Below are 20,120 nucleotides of genomic sequence, written 5' to 3'. Positions count from 1 at the left end.
CACCCCCGGGCGGTGCCGGTCGGGCATCCGCGCGGTCAACGGGCGCTCTTCAGCCCGCCAGAACTCAGCAGAATTGTACGTCGGAGCCGATATATTGCTCAACTCGTCCCGCGGTCGCGCAGCGATCGGGAACGCTATGCGGGAGGGATGCAGACCGACGTCGACGTCAGGTGGATCAGCCCATCGAGGCTCGAGGTGTCCTTGATGCCCACGCGTGCCACCGGAAGGCTCTCGCTGTAGCGGATGTCCTCCTGCATCGCCCGGTCCTTCGCATAGCCAGCCTGGTCCCACACCGCCAGAATCCGTTCCAGAGATCGGCTGTTGTCGTCGGTGCGGAACGCGATCTGCACTTCGCGCTGCGTGCCGGGGCCTTCCGTGCAGGGTGTCGACGACAAGGGCAGCGAGGAAGAGTCCAACGGCGCACCCGAGGCATCGACGACCACTCCCGCAGCGGCGTCGAACGACGCGCCGATCATCTCCCTCATCGCGCCGTCGACGTTCTCCACCGTCAGCTTCTCCGTTTCGGGGGAGGGGATCGGCGGGTACGGAGCCTGATCGGCGCTCCTCGCTGTGTGCAGCCCGCACTGCGGCGTGCGGTCGTCGAGAACCGGCAGCGAGAGCGACGTGCCGGAACCGGCCGTAACCCCCGTGCTCGCGACAGGGCGGTTGACGGCGTAGGAGACGGTCAGCATGCCGCGCTCTTCGGTCACGGCGTAGCCGCCCATCGAGAACGGCTGGTGCCCGTTGTCACCGGATGACCACCCGACCTGAGTGACGATGAACGCCCCGTCCTGCCGGTACACCGTGCCGCTCGATCCCATGAGGAACGAGCGCTCGACGACCACGTACCCGGTGTCGCAGCCCCTGTGCAGTACGGGCGTCACGTTCGCGTCGACGGTGAAGACCGCAGCGAGGGCAGCGAGGGCCCCGGCGCACGTGGCCAGCACGACGCCGATGACCTTCAGTGGCAGCATCCTCCGCGGCGCTTCGATGCTCCACAGGCCGACGCCGAGGGAGCCGAAAGCCAGGAGTACAGACAGAGTGAGAAGACTGAGCTCGTCGAGCGGTCCGATCAGGACGGATGCCGCCCCCGAGGAGGCAGAAGACACCGCCACGACCCAGAAGACGACGGCCGTGGCGCAGGCGAAGACACCGCCGGCGATCCACGTGATGGTCCGCCGAGGGGGAGGCGGGGGTGGAGTCACGTGGGAAGCCTATGCGGCAACGGGCGTCGAGCACCGGAATCCCCAGCCGACTCTCGGCTCTCCGACTCTCGGCGGGGGCGCCGCGGAACCGCTCCGGGTCGGGTCAGCGGCGCACGCGGGCGCGGGTCTTCGCGACGCTCGCGAGCGTGGCGCGCACCGGGGTGCCCAGGTACAGGCCGAGTGACGCGCCGGATGCCAGGCCGATGCCGATGACCGCGGCATCGATGAGCGACCCGCCGGCGAGCAGCATGCCGGTGGAGGTGCCGGCGGCGTGGACCATCTCGAGCAGTCCCTGGAACACGGCGACACCGGGAACGAGGGGCACGATCGCCGCGGTGGTCACCGCGACCGAGGGCACGTGGAGGTTGCGGGCGATCAGCATCCCGAGGAAACTCGCGAGCAGGGCGCCGATCGCGCTCGCCGCAGCCGGGTGCAGGTTCAGCGCGACCGAGGCGGAGTAGCCCGCGAGAGTGACGGCGCTGAGCAGCGCGCTGACCAGGATGATCCGGAGGCCGGCGCCGTTGAACACGGCCACGGCCACGGCGATGATGATCGCCCCGGCGAACTGGTTCACGAGCGGGCCGAACGGCGCAGGATCGTCGGGCAGGCCCATGGTGAACCCCAGGACGCCGCCGAGCTCCAGGCCGACGAGGATGCCGATCACGACGCCGAGGGTCTGCATGGTCAGATCGAGGATGCGTCCGCCCGCGGTCAACGCGAAGCCGTCGATCGCATCCTGTGCCGCACCGACCACGGTGAGGCCGGCGAGCATCAGCACGATTCCGGAGGCGACGATGATCGAAGGGCGGATGCCGACGAACGGCTCTATCCCCGCGGTGCCGAGGGCGGAGACCACGACGGCCACGACGGTCGTCACGAACCCTCCGGCGATCTGGCTGAAGAACAGGGGCACACGCAGTCGGGCGAGACCGGCCTGGGTGAGTGCGGCGCACAGGGCCGCGACGAAGGTGAGGCCGACGATGATCGGCGAGGCACCCAGCATGATGCTCACGCCCACGGCGAGGAGGGCCCTGGCGACGATGACGACGGGCTGCTGGTAGCGGAACGGCACCCGTCGGATGGCACGGAACGTTGTGCGTGCGGATTCGAGGTCGAGTCCACCGTCGATGTCGGCGACCAGGGCCTGCACGCGCTGCAGCTTCGCGTGGTCGGGGGCGGTGACGCGCACGACGCGCACCAGCGTCTCGGGCCAGACCTCGCCGCTCAGATGGAACGACACGGTGATCGAGTTGTACGTGACGTCGACCTGCACGCCCCGCATCCCGTAGGCGTCGCACACCCGGGTGATGGCGAGCGTGACCTCGTGCGCCGAGGCTCCGACCGCGAACATCGATTCTCCGATGCGCGTGGCCAGATCGAGCACCCGGGGAACCGTGCGTTCGTCGATGACCGGCATGGCCTCGGTGTGCGCGACCGCCGAGGGATCGGTGTGCAGCAGGCGGCGCACGGAGGAGAGCAGCGGCCGGCGGGATCTCGCGGACATATCGTCCATTCTCCCGTCCATGCCGTCGATCGGGGGGAAGACTGTCCGGTCCTCCGCGACCCGAACGCGGAGGACCGGCGAAATCGAGTGAGAAGCTGCGCATGCGCACCGACCCCCGGGCCGCATCCCAGACCCGAGAGAGAATCCGAATGCGCGCCGGTTCGACCGACTCAGAGCGCTCAAGCGACTCTTCGTGTCCTCCACGATACGCACGCACGAGGCGAGCGCCCCTATCGTCCGCCGTCCCTTGACGCACGGGCGGCGACGCTGCTATCGAGCGGACGCGGGCGGACTAGCGTTTTCGATGCGGTGCGCACAACCCCCTTGGGTGTGCCGCTGTGGCCATGACACCGTCTGAGTCATGAAACTCGTGTCGTATGCAGGCCAACAGGTGGTCACGACCGACGACGTCGCCGAAGCGCTCGTCTCGCTCGCCGCCGCCATCGCGAGCGAGGGCGAATCGGCGGCCCTGCGGTTGCCAATCGTCATCGACGGGAAGAGGGACACCGCGGATCTGATCGTCGGGGTCGGCAACGACCTCCTGGTCGGCCCGCACATCTCCGGCGACGACGACCCGGACTTCTCGGAGGACGCCGCGGCCATCCGCGAGCACCCTCTCTTCCCCCAGCGCGGTGCGGGGGAAGACGAGGACGGCGAGGAGATCGGAATCCCCTCGCTCGACATCGACATCGATCATGGCGCTCGCGCTTAGCGCACAGGTACGGCGGATGTAAAGGGGAGGGCGCTGCGGACACCGCACGCATATCCTGCTGAGGTGCCGCACGATGTCCGACCTGATAACGATGTCCTCTGGGCATGCGTCGAAGAAGGATTCCACGTCGGAAGCCGGCGTGGCGACTTTCTGGGATACGTCGACAGGCAGGGCGATGGCGGATATCGCGCGTTCGACGCCCGGTCTTCGCCCGTCGGAGATTTCGCGACGCTGCAGGCGGCGACGACCGCCGTAGAGCAGCTTTCGAACCCGGCGTCGCTGCAGGTCGACGGGAGCGAGCAGGGGGTGGCGCTGTGAGCACCACAGTGGCGACCGACCTGATCTCTCTCGTCTACACCAGCACTGCTTCTCAGCCGTTTCGGGAGACCGCGCTCGAGCATCTCCTGGCTGTCTGCCGACGACGCAATGACGGGCAGGGGATCACCGGACTGCTCCTTCATCGAGACGGGCGCTTCATCCAGGTGCTGGAGGGGCATCCGGACACGGTTGCCGAGCTCGTCGACATCATCCGGAGCGACTCCCGCCATCACGACCTGCGCGTGCTCCTGGAAGAGCCGATCGCCGAGCGCCGGTTCCCGGATTGGACCATGGGGTACCGGGTTCTCAACCACGGAGAGAGCCGTCCGCCCGGGTATCGCGACTCCTTCGCCGACCTGGATGCCGGATCGGACATCGACACCACCGTCAGGGCGTTGACCGAGCTCACGCTCTGGTTCCGCGTGCGCGCGCGGGATCGGGCAGAGCTTCCACGGGGTGCGACGGGGGTCGTGCGCCGCGACGACGTGAGCGTCTGACCCGCCTTCGAGCGGGTGCCGCCGACGGGTCGCTCGCCCGCGGGCTCAGTCCTGGGCGAAGATTTCGGGGTGCGCGCTGATGAGCTCGGCCTGCTCCCTCCACGAGAGCCCCACGATGCTGAGCACGACGCGCACGACGGTCGAGTCGGCGTCGGCCGTGGTGAGCCGCAGCTCGCGCAGCGTGGCTCGTGCCGTCTCCTCGATGAGGAAGGCGAGCAGCTCGGCGGGCATATCGCCGCGGAACGCCCCGGAGTCGACACCGGCCCTGGTCAGATCGCGGATGCGGTGACGCAGCGGCGCGAGGGCGAGCACGGTGTCGGTCAGATGCGCGTCGTCGAGGGCGATGTTGGCCGATGCGCGCACAGCGGAGGCCTCCCGCCACAGACGCGTCGCCATCCGTGCCAGGGTCACCCGGGGGTCGGACTCGTCGGTGGTCTCGGCGATCGCGTTGAAGCGCTGAGCACCCGCGGCGATCACCTCCCGCAGCAGGGTGTCGCGGTCGGCGAAGTGGCCGTAGACGGCTCGGCGGGTGAGACCTGCGGCCTGGGCGATCGCGTCGAGCGACGCCGTGGGGTTGCTCGCGAGCACCGACTGCGCCGCGCGCAGCAGGGCCTCGCGGTTGGCCAGGGCGTCGCGTCGACGCGGCGGATTCGGTGCGGTCACTTCGGGTCCTTTCGCGGAGTCGCGGGGATCAGGACATCAGCTTGGTCGACGCGAGGGCTTCGACCAGCTTGCGGTTGTACGTCATCAGGGGGCGCCGCAGCACGAGCCCGAGGAGCAGTGCCGGGATGATGAACAGCGCGAGGGCACCCAGCGCCCACCAGAAGTCGGCCTGATAGACGCCGGCGATCGCCGACCTCACCATGTTCACCGCGTAGGTCGCGGGAAGGAACGGGCTGATGCTCTGGAACCAGTCGGGCAGCAGCTGCAGCGGGTACGCGCCGCCCGAGCCCGAGATCTGGATCACCAGGAGCAGTACCGAGAGCGCCTTGCCCGCATTGCCGAAAGCGACCACCGCGGTGTACACGATGAGTGTGAACACTGTCGAGATCGCCCACCCTGCCAGGATCAGCAGAAGCGGATGCGCGGGCTCGACCTGGACGAAGAGGATCAGCCCGAGGGTCAGCAGCGTGCTCTGTGCGAGACCGACCAGCCCGAAGATGCCGTAGCGGCCGAGGTACTTCTGCGTCGGCGTGAGTTCAGGGCGGTCGGGGAGCGTCTCGGCGTTCACATCCACGCGGATCGTCACGGTCATCAGAAGCGCGCCCACCCAGAGCGCGAGGATCATGTACAGCGGCGCCATGGCCGCACCGAATCCCGCCACGGGGAAGACCGCGGTGCGGTCGAGGCGCACCGGCTCGGCGAGAGACGTGGCGAGCACACCGGGGTCGGCGCCGGTCAGTTCGCTGAGGTCGCCGGTGTCGGCGGCCTTCGCGATCGACTGCTGGACGGCGTCGAACCTGTCGGCCATCGTGTTCAGCGATGCCGAAAGCTGCGTCGTGGCCTCCTGAGCGCGCGACAGCGTGGACAGCACGGAATCGGAGGCACCGGACAGGCCCGAGGTGATGCCGGACAGGTCGGAGCGGATCGCCGAGACATCGGACCCGATCTGGGAGAGAGTCGTCGACAGCGAACTCAGCTGCGCCTTCAGGCCGTTGTCGTAGGTGCTCCGTGCGTCGGCGAGCGCCTTCTTGGCTTCGGCAATGGCGGCGGAGATTTCCTGGTGGGAGCTCTGCGCCGCGTCGTTGCCGGCGGCGATGTCGGTCGCCGCCGTCTGGAGGCGATCCTGCAGAGCCTGCTGCCGCGCGATCGCCTCGTCGAGCCGGCTGATCAGGGCATCGAAGTCGGATTGCGCGGATTCCGGCAGGTTCGGTCCGACCTCGGTCTCCAGCGTGTTCTTGAGCGCCGCGTACTGATCGGCCTGCTGCTGCACACGCTCGGCGAGTGTGGTGATCGCCTGCACCTGGGCGCCGCTGAGCGTGTCGCCCGCGGCGTACAGCTCATCGATGCGCTGCCCCACGGCGTCGTAGCTGTTCGAGGTCGCCGCGAGGGCATCGGCGAGCGACTGTGCCGCCGTCTGCAGAGTGGACTTCAGTGTGTTCGCCGCGTCCACCCCGCTGCCGAGCGCGCCCGAGGTGTCCGTGAACGCGTCACCGGCCGTGTCGACCAGGGCCGAGGCGCTGTCGAGCAGCGGCCGGCTCCCCTCGAGCAGAGCCGTGAAGGTGTCGGCCGTGTGCGCACCGGAGCGCAGCTGATCGCCCACACTCCCCAGGCGCGCCTCGACCCGGGTGAGTGCTGCCTGCGTGTCCTCATCCGTGAGGTAGTCCGACAACGACGAGACGAGGCCGAGCGCGACGTCGCCGAGCGTCTGGGCGAACGTGTCGCTGATCTCGGACGACACCCCTTCCGCGCCCTGTCCGGTGATCTTCGGCGCCAGCGCGTTCTTCTTCTCGTTCGTGTAGAGCGCGATGTGCGTGCGGTCGCCACCGTCGGCGTAGAAGGTCAGCATGTCCGCGCTGAAGGTCTCGGGCAGCACGATCGCGGCGTAGTACTCGCCCGACTTCGTCCCGTCGATCGCGTCGTGCTCATCGGTGATGACCCAGTCGAGCTGGTCGTTCCCGCGGAGCTGAGAGAGAACCTGCTCCCCGACGTTCACGCGGATCGGGACGAGGTCGCTCTCGTAGCCGGCATCGGTGCTCGCGACCGCGATCTTCAGGTCCTTAGTGTTCGCGAACGGATCCCAACTGGCGATCACGTTGAACCAGGTGAACAGGGAGGGGATGACGACGAGACCGAACAGGACGATGCATGCCATCACGTTCTGGGTGGCGTGACGAACGTCGCGCAGTGTCAGGTGCAGGATGTCCTTCACGCGCGGTCCTCTCCTTCTGCTCGCTGGTGCTCGGCCGGTTCATCCTCTTCCGGTTCGTCCTCTTCCGGTTCCGCCGTTCGTGTCGGTCCCTCGTCCTCCGGGGCGTCCACCGCCGCGGTCGTCTCGGGCTGCACGGGGTCGGCATCCGGTTCGGCGCCGGGGTCCGGTTCCGGGGCGGCGTCGGGCTGTGGTTCGGAACCGAACCACTCCGTGAGCAGGGCGTCGGCCTCGACACCGGCGGCCGGTTCGTCCCGCTCGGCCGTCGCATCCGTCACCGGGGCCTCGGCCTCGGTCGCGGCGATCGGGGCGGATGAGGTCGAGGGCAGCGGTTCGGCTGTCGTGACGGGCAGGACCGCCGCATGGCCGGCGGGGCCCGCGAGGGCGAGCTGACGCAGCTCCGCCTCGTCGAGAGCGGCGACCTCCTCGCCGTTCTCGAAACTGTGCTTGATGTACTCGATGGTCACGAGGAATCCGATGACCAGCAGGATCCAGAGGGTCCACAGTCCCAGCAGCAGTGCCTTCGACTCGGGAAGCGCCCAGGTGAGGACACCGAGCACGACGAGGCCCGCGGCTCCCGTGAGCACCGTCGCCTTCAGCAGCGTCGGGTAGCGGCGGGTGAACGGCTCTGCCCGTCGAGCGAGGTCGTCGCGGTACTCGGCGCGGTTCGACAGCGCCCTGATCACGTCGGTGAGCCGGTACCCGCTGCCGACGACCTGCACCTTCTCGCCGATCAGGAGGTCGGTCGAGAGCACCTGGCGGTTGAAGAGCAGGGTGAAGTTGGCGAGACGGCGCCGCAGGACGAGCCCGACGAGGAACGCGAGAGCGACGAACACGGCGAGAGCGCCGAGGAAGCGCCAGTAGTGGCCGCCGTAGAAGCCCCCGATCGTCTCCCGCATCGCGTCGATGCCGTAGGAGAACGGCAGGAGCGGGTAGATCGCACGGAAGAACCCGGGCATCAGCTCGATCGGGTACAGGCCGGACGCGCCGGGGATCTGCATGATCACCAGCAGGATGCACAGGCCCCGGCCGACGTGGCCGAATGCGACGCAGAGGGCGTAGATGATGCTCACGTAGGCGAGGGCGATGAGCACACCGGTGCCGACGAAGGCCGCGGCGCTGACGGTCTGCACACCGATGATGAGGTTGCCGATGCACACGATCAGCGCCTGGCCGATGGCGAGCGTCGCGAAGAGGAAGAAGCGGCCGAAGTAGGCCTGGCGCACGGTGACGTCTTCGACGCCCTCGGTGTCGACCTCGACGCGGAAGATCACCATGAGCACGAAGGCGCCGATCCACAGCGACAGGTTCGTGAAGAGCGCGGCCATCGCCGACCCGTAGGTGTCGACGGGGAACACCAGATGCTCGTCGACCTCGACGGGGGAGGAGATGAACTGGGCGATCTGCTCGGGCTCCAGATCGGTCAGGGTGCCGAGCAGACCCCACTCGGATGCGGCGTTGAGGGCGACGACGTCGGTGCGCGACGTCTGCAGACCCTGCTCGATGCCCGCGAGGTCGTTGTCGAAGCTCTGCAGCGCCGACGACGTGGCCACGAGCTGCGAGTCCAGCCCGGCGAGCAGCTGATCGGCCTGTGCGAGCACGCCCTTCTGCGCGTCCAGCGCCGCCGAGAACGATCCGACGCTCGCCGACAGCTGCGACATGGCGCTGTTGAGCGAGGGCACGGTGCGGGTGAGGACGTCGCGCATCGCCGCCGAGGCATCCCGGGTGTCCTGCATCGCCTGGTCCACGGCGTCGGCTGCCGCCTGAACGGAAGCCACGGTGTCGGAGGCACCGGCCTTCAGGGTCTTCAGATCCGCGAGCAGCTGCTGATCGGTGGCATTGCGCTGTTGGAGCGAGGCGATGACCTCGGTCAGGCGCTGCTTCGTGTCGTCGCTGAGGTCGGTGTTGTCGAGAAGCGTCTGCAGCCGGGCGGCCGCCGCCTCGTTCGCCTTCAGCACGTTCGAGACGTCGTCGATCCCGGCGTCGATGCGCACGCCCGCCTGTTCGAGGCTCTGAGTGAGACGGGTGATCGAGACGTTCGCCTTCGAGGAGGCGTCGGCGAGCAGGGTGGTGCCCTTCAGGAACGCCGTGGTGGCGCTGTCGGTGAAGGCGATCACCTCCTTCTGCGTCTCGGCGATGATCGACTGCGTCTGGGCGAGCGACTTCTGCACGTCGCCGAGCGTCTTGTCGACGTCGCCGAGCGTGCCCCGCGCTGACGAGAGGGTGCCCCGGGAGGATGTGAGCCCCTCCTCCGTCTCTGCGAGGTTCTCGCGCGCTGACGAGAGGGTCTGGGTCGCCTGGTCGAAGGCGTTGAGGGTGTTGTCCCTGGCGTTCAGCAGCCGCAGCTCCGTGGAGTCGCCGACGTCTTTGAGGGCGTTCGTCGCTGCGAGCGCCACCTGCTCCTTGAAGGCGGTCGTGACCTGCTTGTCGAGTTCAGAGGCGCCGACGTCGGTGATCTTCGGCGCGATCGCGCCGGCCTTCTCGTTGACGTAGTACTGCAGTGCCGGCTGGGTGAAGTCGCCGCTGGTGATGCTGAGCAGATCCTCACTGAACTGTGCGGGAATGACGATGGCGGCGTAGACGTCGCCCTTCTTCACCGCCTCCTGGGCCTCGTCCTCGCCCATGAACTGCCAGCCGAGCTGGTCGTTGTCCTCGAGCTGCTCGGTCACCTGCTCGCCGATGTCGATGTGTCCGGTGAGGTCGGAGGTGGCGCCCTCGTCGAGATCGACCACCGCCACGCGGATGTTCGCGGTGTTGGCGTAAGGGTCCCAGAACGCGTTGATGTTGAACCACGCGTACAGGGCCGGGGTGATGAGCACCCCGATGATGATGATCCAGGCTTTGGGTACGCGGGAGAGTCTCTTGACGTCGCGCTTGTAGATCCGCCAGCTCTGTTTCACGGGACGAGTTTACACGTTACGTGCACACGAACGTGCAAGTTAGCTGAGGGGATGTGCGCAGACACGGGTCAGCCCAGAGTCGTGACGGTCATCTCGTTCGTGGCGGTGTCGCACATGGTCAGCCGCCACGCGGGCGAGCCGTCTTCCATGACCCGTGCCATCTCGACGATGAGCGGACTCGGGTATTCCTCGCCCGAGAGCTGGGCCGCGCTGTAGGCGCTGCTGCCGTTCATCTGCTGCTCCGCCTCGGTGAGCTCGGTCTCGTCCGTCGTGATGACTTCGAGCGTGCGGACGTCGACCAGTGACTCCCTGCCGAAGGCCGGATCGTCGACCCGTTCGCCGAACATGTCGACCCGGGTGTCGGCGCTGCGCAGCCGCCACACGAAGTCGGAGTCGACCCACTCGAGGCGAAGGCCCACGATGGTGCCGCCGATCGCCTCCGATTCTCCGGGCAGGGACTCGAGGAAGTCGGAGGGCCAGGAGACTTCGGACGGCAGGCAGGTGCCGGGGAAGCCATCGCCGACAGCCGCCGGCGGGCTGGGCATCGCCGCGGAGCAACCGGCGCAGGCCAGCACTCCTGCGACCAGGAGCGCGCTTGCGCGCAGACGTACGGTGCTGGGCATCGGTGCCTCCATGATCGTCGCCGACATCCTGGGATCCTAGCCCGGAGCACCCCGCCGCCTCCGGGCGGCTCGTCGTAGAGTCACCTCATGAACGACATCGCACTGATCACCGGAACGTCATCGGGAATGGGACTCCACGCCGCCGTCGAGCTGGCACGACGCGGGCTGCACGTGGTCGCGACCATGCGCGACACGGCGAAAGCAGGCGCCTTGCGGGCTGCGGCCGGAGAAGCGGGGGTCGAGGTCGATGTGCGCGCTCTCGACGTGGTGGATCATGCCGCCGCGGCACGACTGGTGGCGCAGATCGAGGCGGAGCTCGGGGGCATCCACGTGCTCGTGAACAACGCCGGGCAAGGCAGCGTGGCGACGGCCGAGCAGTTGACGATGGAGGAGGTCCAGGCGCAACTCGACATCAACTACCTGGCGCCGGTCAACCTCACCAAACTCGTGCTGCCGGGCATGCGCGAGCGCGGCAGCGGGCGCATCCTCACCGTGACGAGCGTCGGCGGAGCCGTCGGCCAGCCGTTCGCCGACGCCTACTGCGGAGCGAAGTTCGCGGTGGAGGGTTTCATGCAGTCGCTGGCGGTTGTCGCGGAACGGTTCGGCGTCGGGGTCAGTGTGATCGAGCCCGCCGCGGTCGCCAGCGCCTTCGTCGACAACGCCGTCCGGCCGGAGAGCGGTGGCCCCTACGGCTCGCTCCTTGACGCCTACATCTCCCGCACCGCAGGCGCGTTCGCGAATGCGCAGTCCGCCGAATCCGCGGGGGCGGCGATCGCAGACGCGGTCCTGTCCGACGAGTACCGGTTCCGCTGGCAGAGCTCCGAGGGTGCCACCAGATTCGTCGGGGTCTCCCTCGCGGACACCGACGGCAGCGGGGTGCTCGGTTTCACGCGATCCTGGATCGCCGCCGGCTGATCGGCATCGACTGAAGTGCCCGACTCCAAGGGCGGGGTCCCGATCAGCGGACCTGGGGAGTTCGGCTCGGCGTCAGCCGAGCTCCCCTGAACCGTATGGGCGCACGGGTTGCTGCTTCTGGAATTCGTACTCGCCGCCCTGCCGCCCACCGAACGGGCGTCCGTGGTCGGCGAACTCCTCACGGTAGTAAGCCAGACGCCATGATCCGATCTCGATCCGTGAACCTGTGCGCAGGATCCTCGCGTCGTCGGAACTGTGCGGCAGGTTCGGCCGACCTCCACCGGTCGCGCCATACGAGTAGAGGACGTACTCGTCGTCCTCGTTGCGACGCACCTCAGCGTGGATGGCCTTCAAGCCTTCGAGGCGGAGGTCGGCACTGGAATCGGAGCCGATCGTCGTCCGGTCGGGAAGCAGATCGAACTCTCGTGGTCGGCTGCGGTCCCAGTCGCCGTCACCGACGGCGAAGATCAATCGCGGCCTACCTGAACCCGGGAGATAGTGGGTCGTGGTCACTCGCCGCGGTACTCGCCGGTTCAGAGTGGGCACGAGAGGGAACAGTGTGGGTGGGGGCAGCGGGAGCTGGAAGCCATCACCGCGTTCCCGCTGCTTCGCCTCGGACAGCAACGTGGTGAGATGCCCGAGCCGGATGTGCGTGGAGCCCGAGATCGCCCGACCGACCGGACCGGACTTCACGTCGCCGAACTGAACCAAAGTCCCCTTCGGACCCTCCACACGCACGCGGATACCTCGTCGGGCGAGCCCGTCGGCGAGTGGACCGAGCTGAGTGAGTTCGTGGCGTCCCATCCCTCCGAAGCCGGAGGAGGACTCGAAGGTGATGACGATCTCGCGGCCCGCAGCGTGCACCTCGAACCTCGTCGGAGGGCCGCCGTCCGCGGCGGCTTGCTCCACCTGCAGGTCGATATCGAGATGGATCATCGGCGTCGGTCTTCTCAGTCGGACCGAGATTCGCCCGAGGCGCTGTCGCTGGTGGTGACCCGAAGGGTGCCGTTGAACTTCCAGGTCGCCCGGGGCGCGTCAGGTCCGATGTCTCTGGGCACTTCCACCGTCATGTCCTCGAACGTGTAGTTGACAGCTGCCCCACGACCGGTGAGATAGGACCACATCTCCCGTCCGAGATCCGTCCAGTCGGTGATCGACGCACCGCTGGGACCTGAGGCTGAAGAGAACAGCCCCGAGTCTTCCGATTGGTCACTCATGGGAGCTCCTTCGCTGACGCCATGTCCTGTTGTTCAGATTATGCGCCCGAGAAGCGGGAATTACAATGCAGTCACACCCGTCTCCCGGGCTTCGAGCTATGCAGACGATCCCCGTGCGGAGCGCCCCACTGAGGCCCTCTCCTCAAGCGAGAGAGCAGCACACGATTACGTCGACGTGTTCTCACCGGAACAGCTCGTGGTGATCCACGACGTCATCACCCCCCGTGTCGGCACCTCCACGTCTGATCGCGTGTGGAGGAGACCTCAGGGCGTGGTGTGGGCCGCGGCGACCTGGCGTCCGATCTCGGCGGACAGGATCACGCCGGGGTGGGCGATCGCCAGGTGGAGGCCGGGCATGGTCGGCACCGGGCCCACGAGCGGCTGTCCGTTCGCCGGCATCGGTCGGTCGGCGATCACGGCATGTTCGAGGCGGACGTCGTCGGCGTCGACGAAGGACCGGCGGATCGCGGCGAGAGTGGCCACGGCGAGCTCTCTCGGGTCACCGGAGAAACTTGCGGGAACGTCTTCCGCGGCGAGGAGCGTGGCGTCGTCCAGCTGGCGGACCTCGAACTCCGGGGCGGAGAGGATGCCCCGCACGAGCGGGCGGGGTGTGGAGAAGCGCAGCAGGCAACAGGGAGACCCCGCGACGTCGATATCGACTCCGACCGACGCGGCGAGGCCGGTCGACGCGGTGCCGGCCGCGAGGACGACGCTCTTCGCGGCGAGCACACCCCAGTCGGTCGCAACCCCACGAACGCGGCCGTCATCGTGAACGATCCGCAGGACGGTGGTGCCGGTGCGCACCTCCGCCCCGTGCTCCTGTGCGCTCTGCAGAAGGGCGCGCGTGAAGGCGACCGGATCGACCCCCACATCGTCGGGGGCGTATGCCACCACGTCTGGCACGTCGCGCAGGCTCGGCTCCCGCATCCGCGCCTCGTACGCCGTTATCAGCTTCATCCGGTGCCCTGCAGCCTGGTGGTCGGAGACGAAGGAGCGAGTCCGCTCCTCGGACTCCTCCCACGTGAGAGCACCGAACGGACGAAGCCCGATGGGCGCGGTGATCTCGGTGAGGACGCGATCGAACTCCGGCCGCGCACGCTCGCGGAGCGAACCCGCATACGCGTCGGCGGGGCTCTTGGCGATGCCGACCCAGGCGAATGACGCGGCTGTCACTCCCGTGCCCGGAGTTCCGCTGTCGAGCACGACCACCTCGCGTCCGGCGCGAGCCAGATGGTGAGCGATGGAGGCGCCGATCACACCGGCGCCGATCACGACGATGGGGGCGTTCGCGGGTGCTCGGAGGTCAGACATCGCCTCCAGCTTAAGGATCGAGGGGACGCTCGTCCGTGCTCAGCACCGCCATGAGGATGGAGTCGACCCATCCGCCGTCCCAGAACATCGTGTCCAGTTGGCGGCCCTCGTACCGGAAACCCGCCTTCTCGTACCTATGCCCCGTCGAAGACCGGGCTGAGGAAGCGGCGCTCGTAGCGGCGGATGCACCCGGTCCTGCGGGCGAAGTCGAATGCCTCGACGCACTCCGGGTCGGTCTTCGACGCGGTCCGATAGACCTCGTACTCCGCCAGGGAGGGGAAGGTGAACAGCGCGAAGGCCTCATCGCTGTCGCCCTCGCTCGGCAGGAAGTAGCCGTGGTGGGTGCCGCCATGCTTCTCCACGAGGCGTATCCAGGTGCGTCCGTACGCGGTGAAGTCGTCGAGCTTGTCCGGATCGATCTCGTAGCGCAGATGAACGGTGATCATGAGGATGATCCTTCCAGATCGGCCAGGGTGCCGGGGAACCCCGACACTACGCTGAGCACGTGACGAACTCGCGCGACATGGTTCACATCCCGGGTGGCACGTTTCTGATGGGCTCCGATGACTTCTACCCGGACGAGCGACCGGCCCATCAGCGCGAGGTCGCCCCGTTCTTCATCGATCGCTATGAGGTGACGAACGCGCAGTACGCCCAATTCGTCGAGGCGACCGGATACGTGACGGTCGCCGAGCGCGAGCTCGATCCCGCGGCCTTCCCCGGAGCCGACCCCGCGGACCTGGTGCCCGGTGCGATGGTGTTCACGCCGACGTCCGGTCCGACGGATCTGCGCGAATGGCGCAACTGGTGGCGCTGGCAGCCGTGGGCGTCCTGGCGCCGGCCGTTCGGACCCGACTCCTCGATCGACGATCTGCTGCAGCATCCCGTCGTGCACATCGCGTTCGAGGATGCGGTCGCCTACGCCGACTGGGTGGGGATGCGGCTGCCGACCGAGGCCGAGCACGAGTACGCGGCACGCGGGGGAGTGGACGGCGCCCCCTTCGCCTGGGGTGACGAGGCGTACCCGGGCGGCATCGCCCAGGCGAACTCCTGGCTCGGACGCTTCCCCTACGACAACCAGGGCGTGGGCGGCACGGCCCCGGTCGGCTCGTACCCTCCGAACGGCTATGGCCTCTACGACATGATCGCGAACGTCTGGGAGTGGACGACCGATTTCTACACGCCGCGGCACCTCCGCCTCTCCGACGCCCCGGTCGACCCGGGCAAGCGCACGAACCTGCTCGCCGCCGCGAGCGCGCAGGAGGGGTTTCCCGACATCCCGCGTCGGGTGCTCAAGGGCGGATCGCACCTCTGCTCGCCCGACTACTGCCTGCGCTTCCGTCCGGCCGCGCGCTCGCCGCAGGCTGAGGACACCGGCATGTCGCACATCGGATTCCGCCTCACCCGTTCCGAGTGAGGCGCCTCTGGGCGCACCCGTGAGGGAGTGCTTGGCTTCGACGGAGGGCGATCGCCCCCGTTTCGCGGGTCGAGCAAGGAGTCGTCATGGCGGACAAGCCCAACATCCTCATCATCTGGGGCGATGACATCGGCATCAGCAACCTGAGCACGTACTCCGACGGCCTGATGGGCTACCGCACGCCGAACATCGATCGGATCGCCGACGAGGGCGTGAAGTTCACCGACTACTACGGCGAGCAGAGCTGCACCGCAGGGCGCGCGGCCTTCATCACCGGGCAGAACCCGTACCGCACTGGACTCACGAAGGTGGGGATGCCCGGCGCGAGACTGGGTCTTCAGCCGGAGGACCCCACGATCGCCGACGCCCTCAAGCACCACGGCTACGCCACCGGACAGTTCGGGAAGAACCACCTCGGCGACCGCGACGAGCACCTGCCGACCGCTCATGGCTTCGACGAGTTCTTCGGCAACCTCTATCACCTCAACGCCGAGGAGGAGCCCGAGCACCCCGACTACCCGACCGATGAGGAGTTCCCCGGCTTCAGTGAGAAGTTCCGTCCCCGCGGCGTGCTCCACTCCTGGGCGAACGCCGACGGCACCCAGCGCATCGAAGACACCGGACCGTTGACGAAGAAGCGGATGGAGACGGTCGACGAGGAGTTCCGCGATGCGGCCGCGGGCTTCATCCGCACCCAGGCGCAGGACGACACCCCCTTCTTCGTCTGGTTCAACTCGACGCACATGCATTTCCGCACCCACACCAAGGAAGAGAGCAAGGGGCGCGCCGGACGCTGGCAGTCGGACTACCACGACACGATGCTCGACCACGATGACATCGTGGGAAGTCTGCTCGACCTGATCGACGAGCTCGGGCTGGCCGAGAACACGATCGTCATGTACTCCACCGACAACGGCCCGCACATGAACAGCTGGCCCGACGCCGGGATGACGCCGTTCCGCAACGAGAAGAACTCCAATTGGGAGGGCGCCTACCGCGTGCCCGCGATGGTCCGCTGGCCGGGGCGCATTCCGGCGGGGACGACGCTCAACGGGATCGTCAGCCACAACGACTGGTTCATCACGCTGCTGGCCGCGGCCGGAGACGCGGACATCGCCGAGCGTCTGAAGGAAGGCACCGAGCTGCACGGCACGGATTTCAGAGTGCACCTCGACGGGAACAACCAGCTGGACTACATCACGGGTGCCGTCGAACAGAGCCCGCGTCGCCACTTCTTCTACGTGTCGGACGACGGCGACCTCACCGCGCTGCGGTTCGAGAACTGGAAGGTGGTGTTCCTCGAGCAGCGCGCCGCCGGCACCCTGCTCGTCTGGCAGGAGCCCTACATCGAGCTGCGCTTCCCGAAGCTGTTCAACCTCCGCACAGACCCCTACGAGCGGGCCGACATCACGTCGAACACCTACTGGGACTGGGTGCTCGACCACATCTTCCTGTTCGTGCCGGCGCAGGCGTATGTCGCGCGGATGCTGCAGAGTCTCGTGGAGTTCCCCGCGCGGCAGGAGTCGGCGTCGTTCACGATCAACCAGGTGATGGCGAAGCTGGATGCGACGGCCGGCAGCTCCTGACCCACGAGCCGCGCCGATCGTCATGTTCCCGCCCGAGGTCGCGCGTTTCGGCGCGCCGTTCATCCCCGGTGATATCGGCCGCAGGAGGCCGTCAGGTGGAGCCGCTACCCTCAGGCCATGCGCCGAATCGTGGTCCTTCCTCTCGTCCTCGCCGCCGGCCTCACTGCCGGACTCCTCTCCGGCTGCTCGCAGGTCACGCAGATGGCGGGCGACGCGATCGGGGTCGACGTCCAGGCGACGTGCACGACGATCGACGACGCCTACGGGCAGTACCAGGCGCTGCTCGACCAGGGCGAGATCTCGGCCGAGCAGGCCGACGCGGCGCGCGACGAGCTCGTCGCATCGCTCGAGGGGCTCGCGGCGAACGTCGACGGACAGCTGGGCGACCTCATCCGCTCCGGCGCCACCCAGATCGGCGGCATGACAGACCTGCAGGCCCCGGAGACGGTCGAGGCGATCGAGCAGCTCAAGGACTCGGCCTCGGCCTTCTGCGGCTGACCCGGCGGCCTGTGAGACGATGCCGGAGATGAGCACTGCGGCTGATGAAGAGCTTCGCGCCCTCCGGGCCCGCGCCTATGGTCCGACGGCGGACATCGAGAGCGATCCTGCCGCCCTGCATCGCCTCCAGCAGCTGGAGGCGATGACGAAGCCGAGGGCATCCACCGGTGATGCCGACGCCTCCGCGTCGGAGATCGAGCCCGTGCGGCAGCCCGAGCCGATTCGACCACCCGAGCCCCTTCGAAGGGATGCGCGGCCGGAGCAGAGCGCGCAGGAAGCGGAGAAGGACGAACTCGACATGTTCGCCGATGCCGCCGTCGATGCGACGGATCCGCTCGCGCCGAAACAGGAACCAGCCGAGAAGCTGGCGGCCTGGTTCACGGTGCGCACGACCAGGATCCTGTGGGTGGTCGCGATCGTGGCGGCGGCCGTGATGTCGGCGGCCGTCACCTTCGCACTCGTGAAGGTCACCCCCGTCGCCTCGTCTTCGGGGGCTCCGCAGATCACCACACTCGACGCGACATCGACACTCAAGGTCCCGGCGGGGTGGATGGGAGCAGGCCCGAGCTCCGCTGTGTTCGACTTCTACGGCTTGGCTCTGGTGGAGACCACGGGTGGATACGGCGGCGGGGGTATCGGAAGCGAGTGCTTCACCGTCGCCAGGGCCGACCAGATCCCGAAGGCGGAGGAGTTCGACTCCTCCAACGGATGGAGCTACGACGGACCCGTATACACGGGTTGCGCCGTCGGCACGTTCCCCGCGACCGTCGAGGTGCCTTTCGACAGCAATGTCCCCAAGGAGCTGAGCGAGCGCTTCCCCGCAGCGACCGCACTGCAGTTCGTGTACGACGGCGAACGGGTCGGGGTCTTCCTCGACAGCGAGTAGGCGAGCGAAACGCCCGCCGCGGGAGCGGTCCAGCGCGATGTTACGATGGCCGCAGCAGCTGCGGGGGAGTGACGACCCCCGGCCCTCCGGGGCAGGTGGCGGCTCGCGCGTCCGGCGTATCGACGAGAGGCCGATGAGCGATCGGCGAAGGTGTGGTGGCACCGCGATCTAGCCCCCGCCCGCACCTCCAGGGCTTTCGCCACCTGGAGGAATCATGTCGCCGACCGACCCCGCTCGCACTCTCGCCACTCAGCTTCCCGACACGCCCCCTGGCGCACGGATCACCCTCATGGGACACGTGCACCGGCGCAGGGAACTCGCCACCGTCTCGTTCCTGATCCTGCGCGACCGCACAGGACTCGCGCAGATCGTGTTCCGCCCCGAGCAGCTCCCGACCGTCGGTCTGCCCGGTGAGGAGACGGTCGTGCGCATCGAAGGCACCGCGACCGCGAACGCGCACGCCCCCGGTGGCATCGAGGTGACAGCACCCGAGATCACCCTGCTCTCGGAGCCCGCGCGCACCCCGGTGGTCGAGCTGTGGCGGCCCACCCTCGACGCCGCGCTTCCCACGGTGCTCGATCATGCGGCGGTGACCTGGCGGCATCCCGCTCAGCGTGCGAAGTGGGAGCTGGCTGCGGCGAGCCTGCGCGGATTCCGTCGCACGCTCGACGCCGAGGGATTCACCGAGATCCAGACGCCGAAGCTCGTCGACTCCGTGACGGAGTCGGGAGCGAACGTGTTCCCGGTCGACTACTTCGGCACGACCGCCTACCTCGCGCAGAGTCCGCAGTTCTTCAAGCAGCAGCTCGTCGGCGTTTTCGAGCGCGTCTATGAGACGGGCCCCGTGTTCCGCGCGGAACCGCACGACACGGTGCGTCATCTCGCCGAGTACGTCTCCCTCGACGCCGAGCTCGGCTTCATCCGCGACCACCGCGATGTGCTCGCGCTGCTGCACCGGGTGCTGCTCGGCATGATCGAGAGCATCCGCACCGAGAGCGGGGACGCGGTCGCGCGCCTCGGCCTCGCGCTTCCCGCGATCCCCGACGAGATCCCGGTGATCCACTTCCAGGACGCGCTGCGGCGGGTTGGAGCCCCGGATGACGAGCCCGACCTGGCACCGGCGCACGAGCGCGCCCTCGGCGAGTGGGCCCAGCAGCGGTACGGCAGCGACGTGATCGCGGTCGAGGGGTACCCGATGCGCAAGCGGCCCTTCTACACGCACCCGCAGCCGGACGACCCGCGGTGGAGCAACAGCTTCGACCTGATCTTCCGCGGCCTCGAGCTCGTGACCGGTGGGCAGCGACGGCATCGGTACTCCGACTACGTCGCCGCCATCGAGGCGCGGGGCGAGTCGCCCCACGCGTACGCTTCGTACCTCTCGGCCTTCGCGCACGGCATGCCGCCGCACGGAGGTTTCGCGATCGGTCTGGAGCGCTGGGTGTCGCGACTCATCGAGGCGTCGAACATCCGGGAGGTGACGCTCTTCCCGCGCGACCTGCACCGGCTCACCCCGTGAGCCCGCGGTCGCGGTGCGCGATAGCATCTGTGGCATGAACTTCAACCGCTCCGCATGGTGGTGGCTGCGATAGCAGCCGGTTGAAGCATGTTCACGGGCTGCACGGCAGTTCGTGACAGCACCCGAGAACTCCGTGCGGCTCCCGA

Annotated in this window: 19 protein-coding genes; 9 read left to right on the top strand and 10 right to left on the bottom strand. The window is 68.1% G+C overall.

Translation table 11 applies throughout. The features are described 5' to 3' along the window. Positions 1–134 precede the first annotated feature (134 nt). Both ASC55_RS08510 and ASC55_RS08505 read right to left on the bottom strand, forming a co-directional pair. Positions 135–1,205, bottom strand: a complete 1,071-nt coding sequence (locus tag ASC55_RS08510) for a hypothetical protein (protein WP_055874416.1) — start codon at positions 1,203–1,205, stop codon at positions 135–137. A gap of 103 nt (positions 1,206–1,308) precedes the next feature. After that, entirely contained in the window at positions 1,309–2,709 is a 1,401-nt protein-coding gene (locus tag ASC55_RS08505) for a threonine/serine ThrE exporter family protein (RefSeq protein WP_055865931.1), read from the bottom strand. A 361-nt stretch (positions 2,710–3,070) separates the two neighbouring features. On the opposite strand from ASC55_RS08505, the gene ASC55_RS08500 reads away from it, so the two are divergent. The 3 genes from ASC55_RS08500 (at position 3,071) to ASC55_RS08490 (ending at position 4,236) form a co-directional block, all read left to right on the top strand. Next, complete coding sequence (locus tag ASC55_RS08500; RefSeq protein WP_157559421.1) at positions 3,071–3,421, top strand: hypothetical protein; 351 nt, start codon at positions 3,071–3,073, stop codon at positions 3,419–3,421. Between the two features lie 63 nt (positions 3,422–3,484). After that, positions 3,485–3,739 carry a hypothetical protein gene (locus ASC55_RS08495; RefSeq protein ID WP_055874412.1) on the top strand — a complete coding sequence of 85 codons (255 nt, stop codon included), beginning with the start codon at positions 3,485–3,487 and terminating at the stop codon, positions 3,737–3,739. Further along, positions 3,736–4,236 carry a BLUF domain-containing protein gene (locus tag ASC55_RS08490; protein ID WP_235563159.1) on the top strand — a complete coding sequence of 167 codons (501 nt, stop codon included), beginning with the start codon at positions 3,736–3,738 and terminating at the stop codon, positions 4,234–4,236. Before ASC55_RS08495 ends, ASC55_RS08490 begins: the two co-directional genes overlap by 4 nt. A gap of 45 nt (positions 4,237–4,281) precedes the next feature. On the opposite strand, the gene ASC55_RS08485 is transcribed toward ASC55_RS08490, so the two are convergent. From ASC55_RS08485 to ASC55_RS08470, 4 genes are all read right to left on the bottom strand, one after another. Further along, positions 4,282–4,899 carry a TetR/AcrR family transcriptional regulator gene (locus tag ASC55_RS08485; protein ID WP_055865929.1) on the bottom strand — a complete coding sequence of 206 codons (618 nt, stop codon included), beginning with the start codon at positions 4,897–4,899 and terminating at the stop codon, positions 4,282–4,284. Positions 4,900–4,927: 28 nt separating this feature from the next. Next, a complete protein-coding gene (locus tag ASC55_RS08480; protein ID WP_055874409.1) occupies positions 4,928–7,108 on the bottom strand; it encodes a YhgE/Pip domain-containing protein in 2,181 nt (726 codons plus the stop codon). Further along, positions 7,105–10,005: a YhgE/Pip domain-containing protein gene (locus ASC55_RS08475; RefSeq protein WP_055874406.1), complete on the bottom strand. Its 2,901-nt coding sequence runs from the start codon at positions 10,003–10,005 to the stop codon at positions 7,105–7,107. Before ASC55_RS08475 ends, ASC55_RS08480 begins: the two co-directional genes overlap by 4 nt. A 68-nt stretch (positions 10,006–10,073) precedes the next feature. After that, a complete protein-coding gene (locus tag ASC55_RS08470; RefSeq protein ID WP_055874403.1) occupies positions 10,074–10,655 on the bottom strand; it encodes a hypothetical protein in 582 nt (193 codons plus the stop codon). Positions 10,656–10,715: 60 nt separating this feature from the next. Here ASC55_RS08470 and ASC55_RS08465 point away from each other — a divergent pair, with 60 nt between their 5' ends. Next, entirely contained in the window at positions 10,716–11,543 is an 828-nt protein-coding gene (locus ASC55_RS08465; RefSeq protein WP_055865919.1) for an SDR family NAD(P)-dependent oxidoreductase, read from the top strand. Positions 11,544–11,615: 72 nt separating this feature from the next. Here ASC55_RS08465 and ASC55_RS08460 read toward each other — a convergent pair whose 3' ends face one another. From ASC55_RS08460 to ASC55_RS08445, 4 genes are all read right to left on the bottom strand, one after another. Continuing rightward, positions 11,616–12,479: an FHA domain-containing protein gene (locus ASC55_RS08460; RefSeq protein WP_055865917.1), complete on the bottom strand. Its 864-nt coding sequence runs from the start codon at positions 12,477–12,479 to the stop codon at positions 11,616–11,618. Positions 12,480–12,493: 14 nt separating this feature from the next. Continuing rightward, complete coding sequence (locus ASC55_RS08455) at positions 12,494–12,760, bottom strand: hypothetical protein (protein ID WP_055865915.1); 267 nt, start codon at positions 12,758–12,760, stop codon at positions 12,494–12,496. A 264-nt stretch (positions 12,761–13,024) separates the two neighbouring features. After that, positions 13,025–14,071 (bottom strand): NAD(P)/FAD-dependent oxidoreductase, encoded by a 1,047-nt coding sequence (locus ASC55_RS08450; protein WP_055874400.1) that lies wholly within the window; start codon positions 14,069–14,071, stop codon positions 13,025–13,027. A 134-nt stretch (positions 14,072–14,205) separates the two neighbouring features. Then, the gene (locus tag ASC55_RS08445) at positions 14,206–14,517 is read right to left on the bottom strand and encodes an NIPSNAP family protein (RefSeq protein ID WP_055874397.1); all 312 of its coding nucleotides are present in this window, start codon (positions 14,515–14,517) and stop codon (positions 14,206–14,208) included. Between the two features lie 77 nt (positions 14,518–14,594). Here ASC55_RS08445 and ASC55_RS08440 point away from each other — a divergent pair, with 77 nt between their 5' ends. From ASC55_RS08440 to aspS, 5 genes are all read left to right on the top strand, one after another. Continuing rightward, positions 14,595–15,488: a formylglycine-generating enzyme family protein gene (locus ASC55_RS08440; protein WP_055874394.1), complete on the top strand. Its 894-nt coding sequence runs from the start codon at positions 14,595–14,597 to the stop codon at positions 15,486–15,488. A gap of 86 nt (positions 15,489–15,574) precedes the next feature. Further along, the gene (locus ASC55_RS08435) at positions 15,575–17,074 is read left to right on the top strand and encodes an arylsulfatase (protein ID WP_055874392.1); all 1,500 of its coding nucleotides are present in this window, start codon (positions 15,575–15,577) and stop codon (positions 17,072–17,074) included. 117 nt (positions 17,075–17,191) lie between these two features. Beyond that, complete coding sequence (locus ASC55_RS08430) at positions 17,192–17,572, top strand: hypothetical protein (protein ID WP_055874389.1); 381 nt, start codon at positions 17,192–17,194, stop codon at positions 17,570–17,572. A 28-nt stretch (positions 17,573–17,600) separates the two neighbouring features. Then, a complete protein-coding gene (locus ASC55_RS08425; RefSeq protein ID WP_055874386.1) occupies positions 17,601–18,458 on the top strand; it encodes a hypothetical protein in 858 nt (285 codons plus the stop codon). 214 nt (positions 18,459–18,672) lie between these two features. Then, positions 18,673–19,974, top strand: coding sequence for an aspartate--tRNA(Asn) ligase (aspS, locus tag ASC55_RS08420; protein WP_055874383.1), 1,302 nt, complete (start codon positions 18,673–18,675; stop codon positions 19,972–19,974). Positions 19,975–20,120: the final 146 nt, after the last annotated feature.

Origin of the sequence: Microbacterium sp. Root322, from assembly GCF_001425645.1 — a bacterium.
Classification (GTDB): Bacteria; Actinomycetota; Actinomycetes; order Actinomycetales; family Microbacteriaceae; genus Microbacterium; species Microbacterium maritypicum.
The sequence above is the reverse complement of the archived record's forward strand: the minus strand, read 5'-3'. Positions and strand labels throughout refer to the sequence as shown.

Coding starts and splice junctions, on each gene's coding strand:
- ASC55_RS08445 (WP_055874397.1), bottom strand. CDS start 14,517: ATGATCACCGTTCATCTGCGCTACGAGATCGATCCGGACAAGCTCGAC.
- ASC55_RS08435 (WP_055874392.1), top strand. CDS start 15,575: ATGGCGGACAAGCCCAACATCCTCATCATCTGGGGCGATGACATCGGC.
- ASC55_RS08440 (WP_055874394.1), top strand. CDS start 14,595: ATGGTTCACATCCCGGGTGGCACGTTTCTGATGGGCTCCGATGACTTC.
- ASC55_RS08450 (WP_055874400.1), bottom strand. CDS start 14,071: ATGTCTGACCTCCGAGCACCCGCGAACGCCCCCATCGTCGTGATCGGC.
- ASC55_RS08425 (WP_055874386.1), top strand. CDS start 17,601: ATGAGCACTGCGGCTGATGAAGAGCTTCGCGCCCTCCGGGCCCGCGCC.
- ASC55_RS08470 (WP_055874403.1), bottom strand. CDS start 10,655: ATGTCGGCGACGATCATGGAGGCACCGATGCCCAGCACCGTACGTCTG.
- ASC55_RS08465 (WP_055865919.1), top strand. CDS start 10,716: ATGAACGACATCGCACTGATCACCGGAACGTCATCGGGAATGGGACTC.
- ASC55_RS08455 (WP_055865915.1), bottom strand. CDS start 12,760: ATGAGTGACCAATCGGAAGACTCGGGGCTGTTCTCTTCAGCCTCAGGT.
- ASC55_RS08460 (WP_055865917.1), bottom strand. CDS start 12,479: ATGATCCATCTCGATATCGACCTGCAGGTGGAGCAAGCCGCCGCGGAC.
- ASC55_RS08430 (WP_055874389.1), top strand. CDS start 17,192: ATGCGCCGAATCGTGGTCCTTCCTCTCGTCCTCGCCGCCGGCCTCACT.
- aspS (WP_055874383.1), top strand. CDS start 18,673: ATGTCGCCGACCGACCCCGCTCGCACTCTCGCCACTCAGCTTCCCGAC.
- ASC55_RS08505 (WP_055865931.1), bottom strand. CDS start 2,709: ATGTCCGCGAGATCCCGCCGGCCGCTGCTCTCCTCCGTGCGCCGCCTG.
- ASC55_RS08500 (WP_157559421.1), top strand. CDS start 3,071: ATGAAACTCGTGTCGTATGCAGGCCAACAGGTGGTCACGACCGACGAC.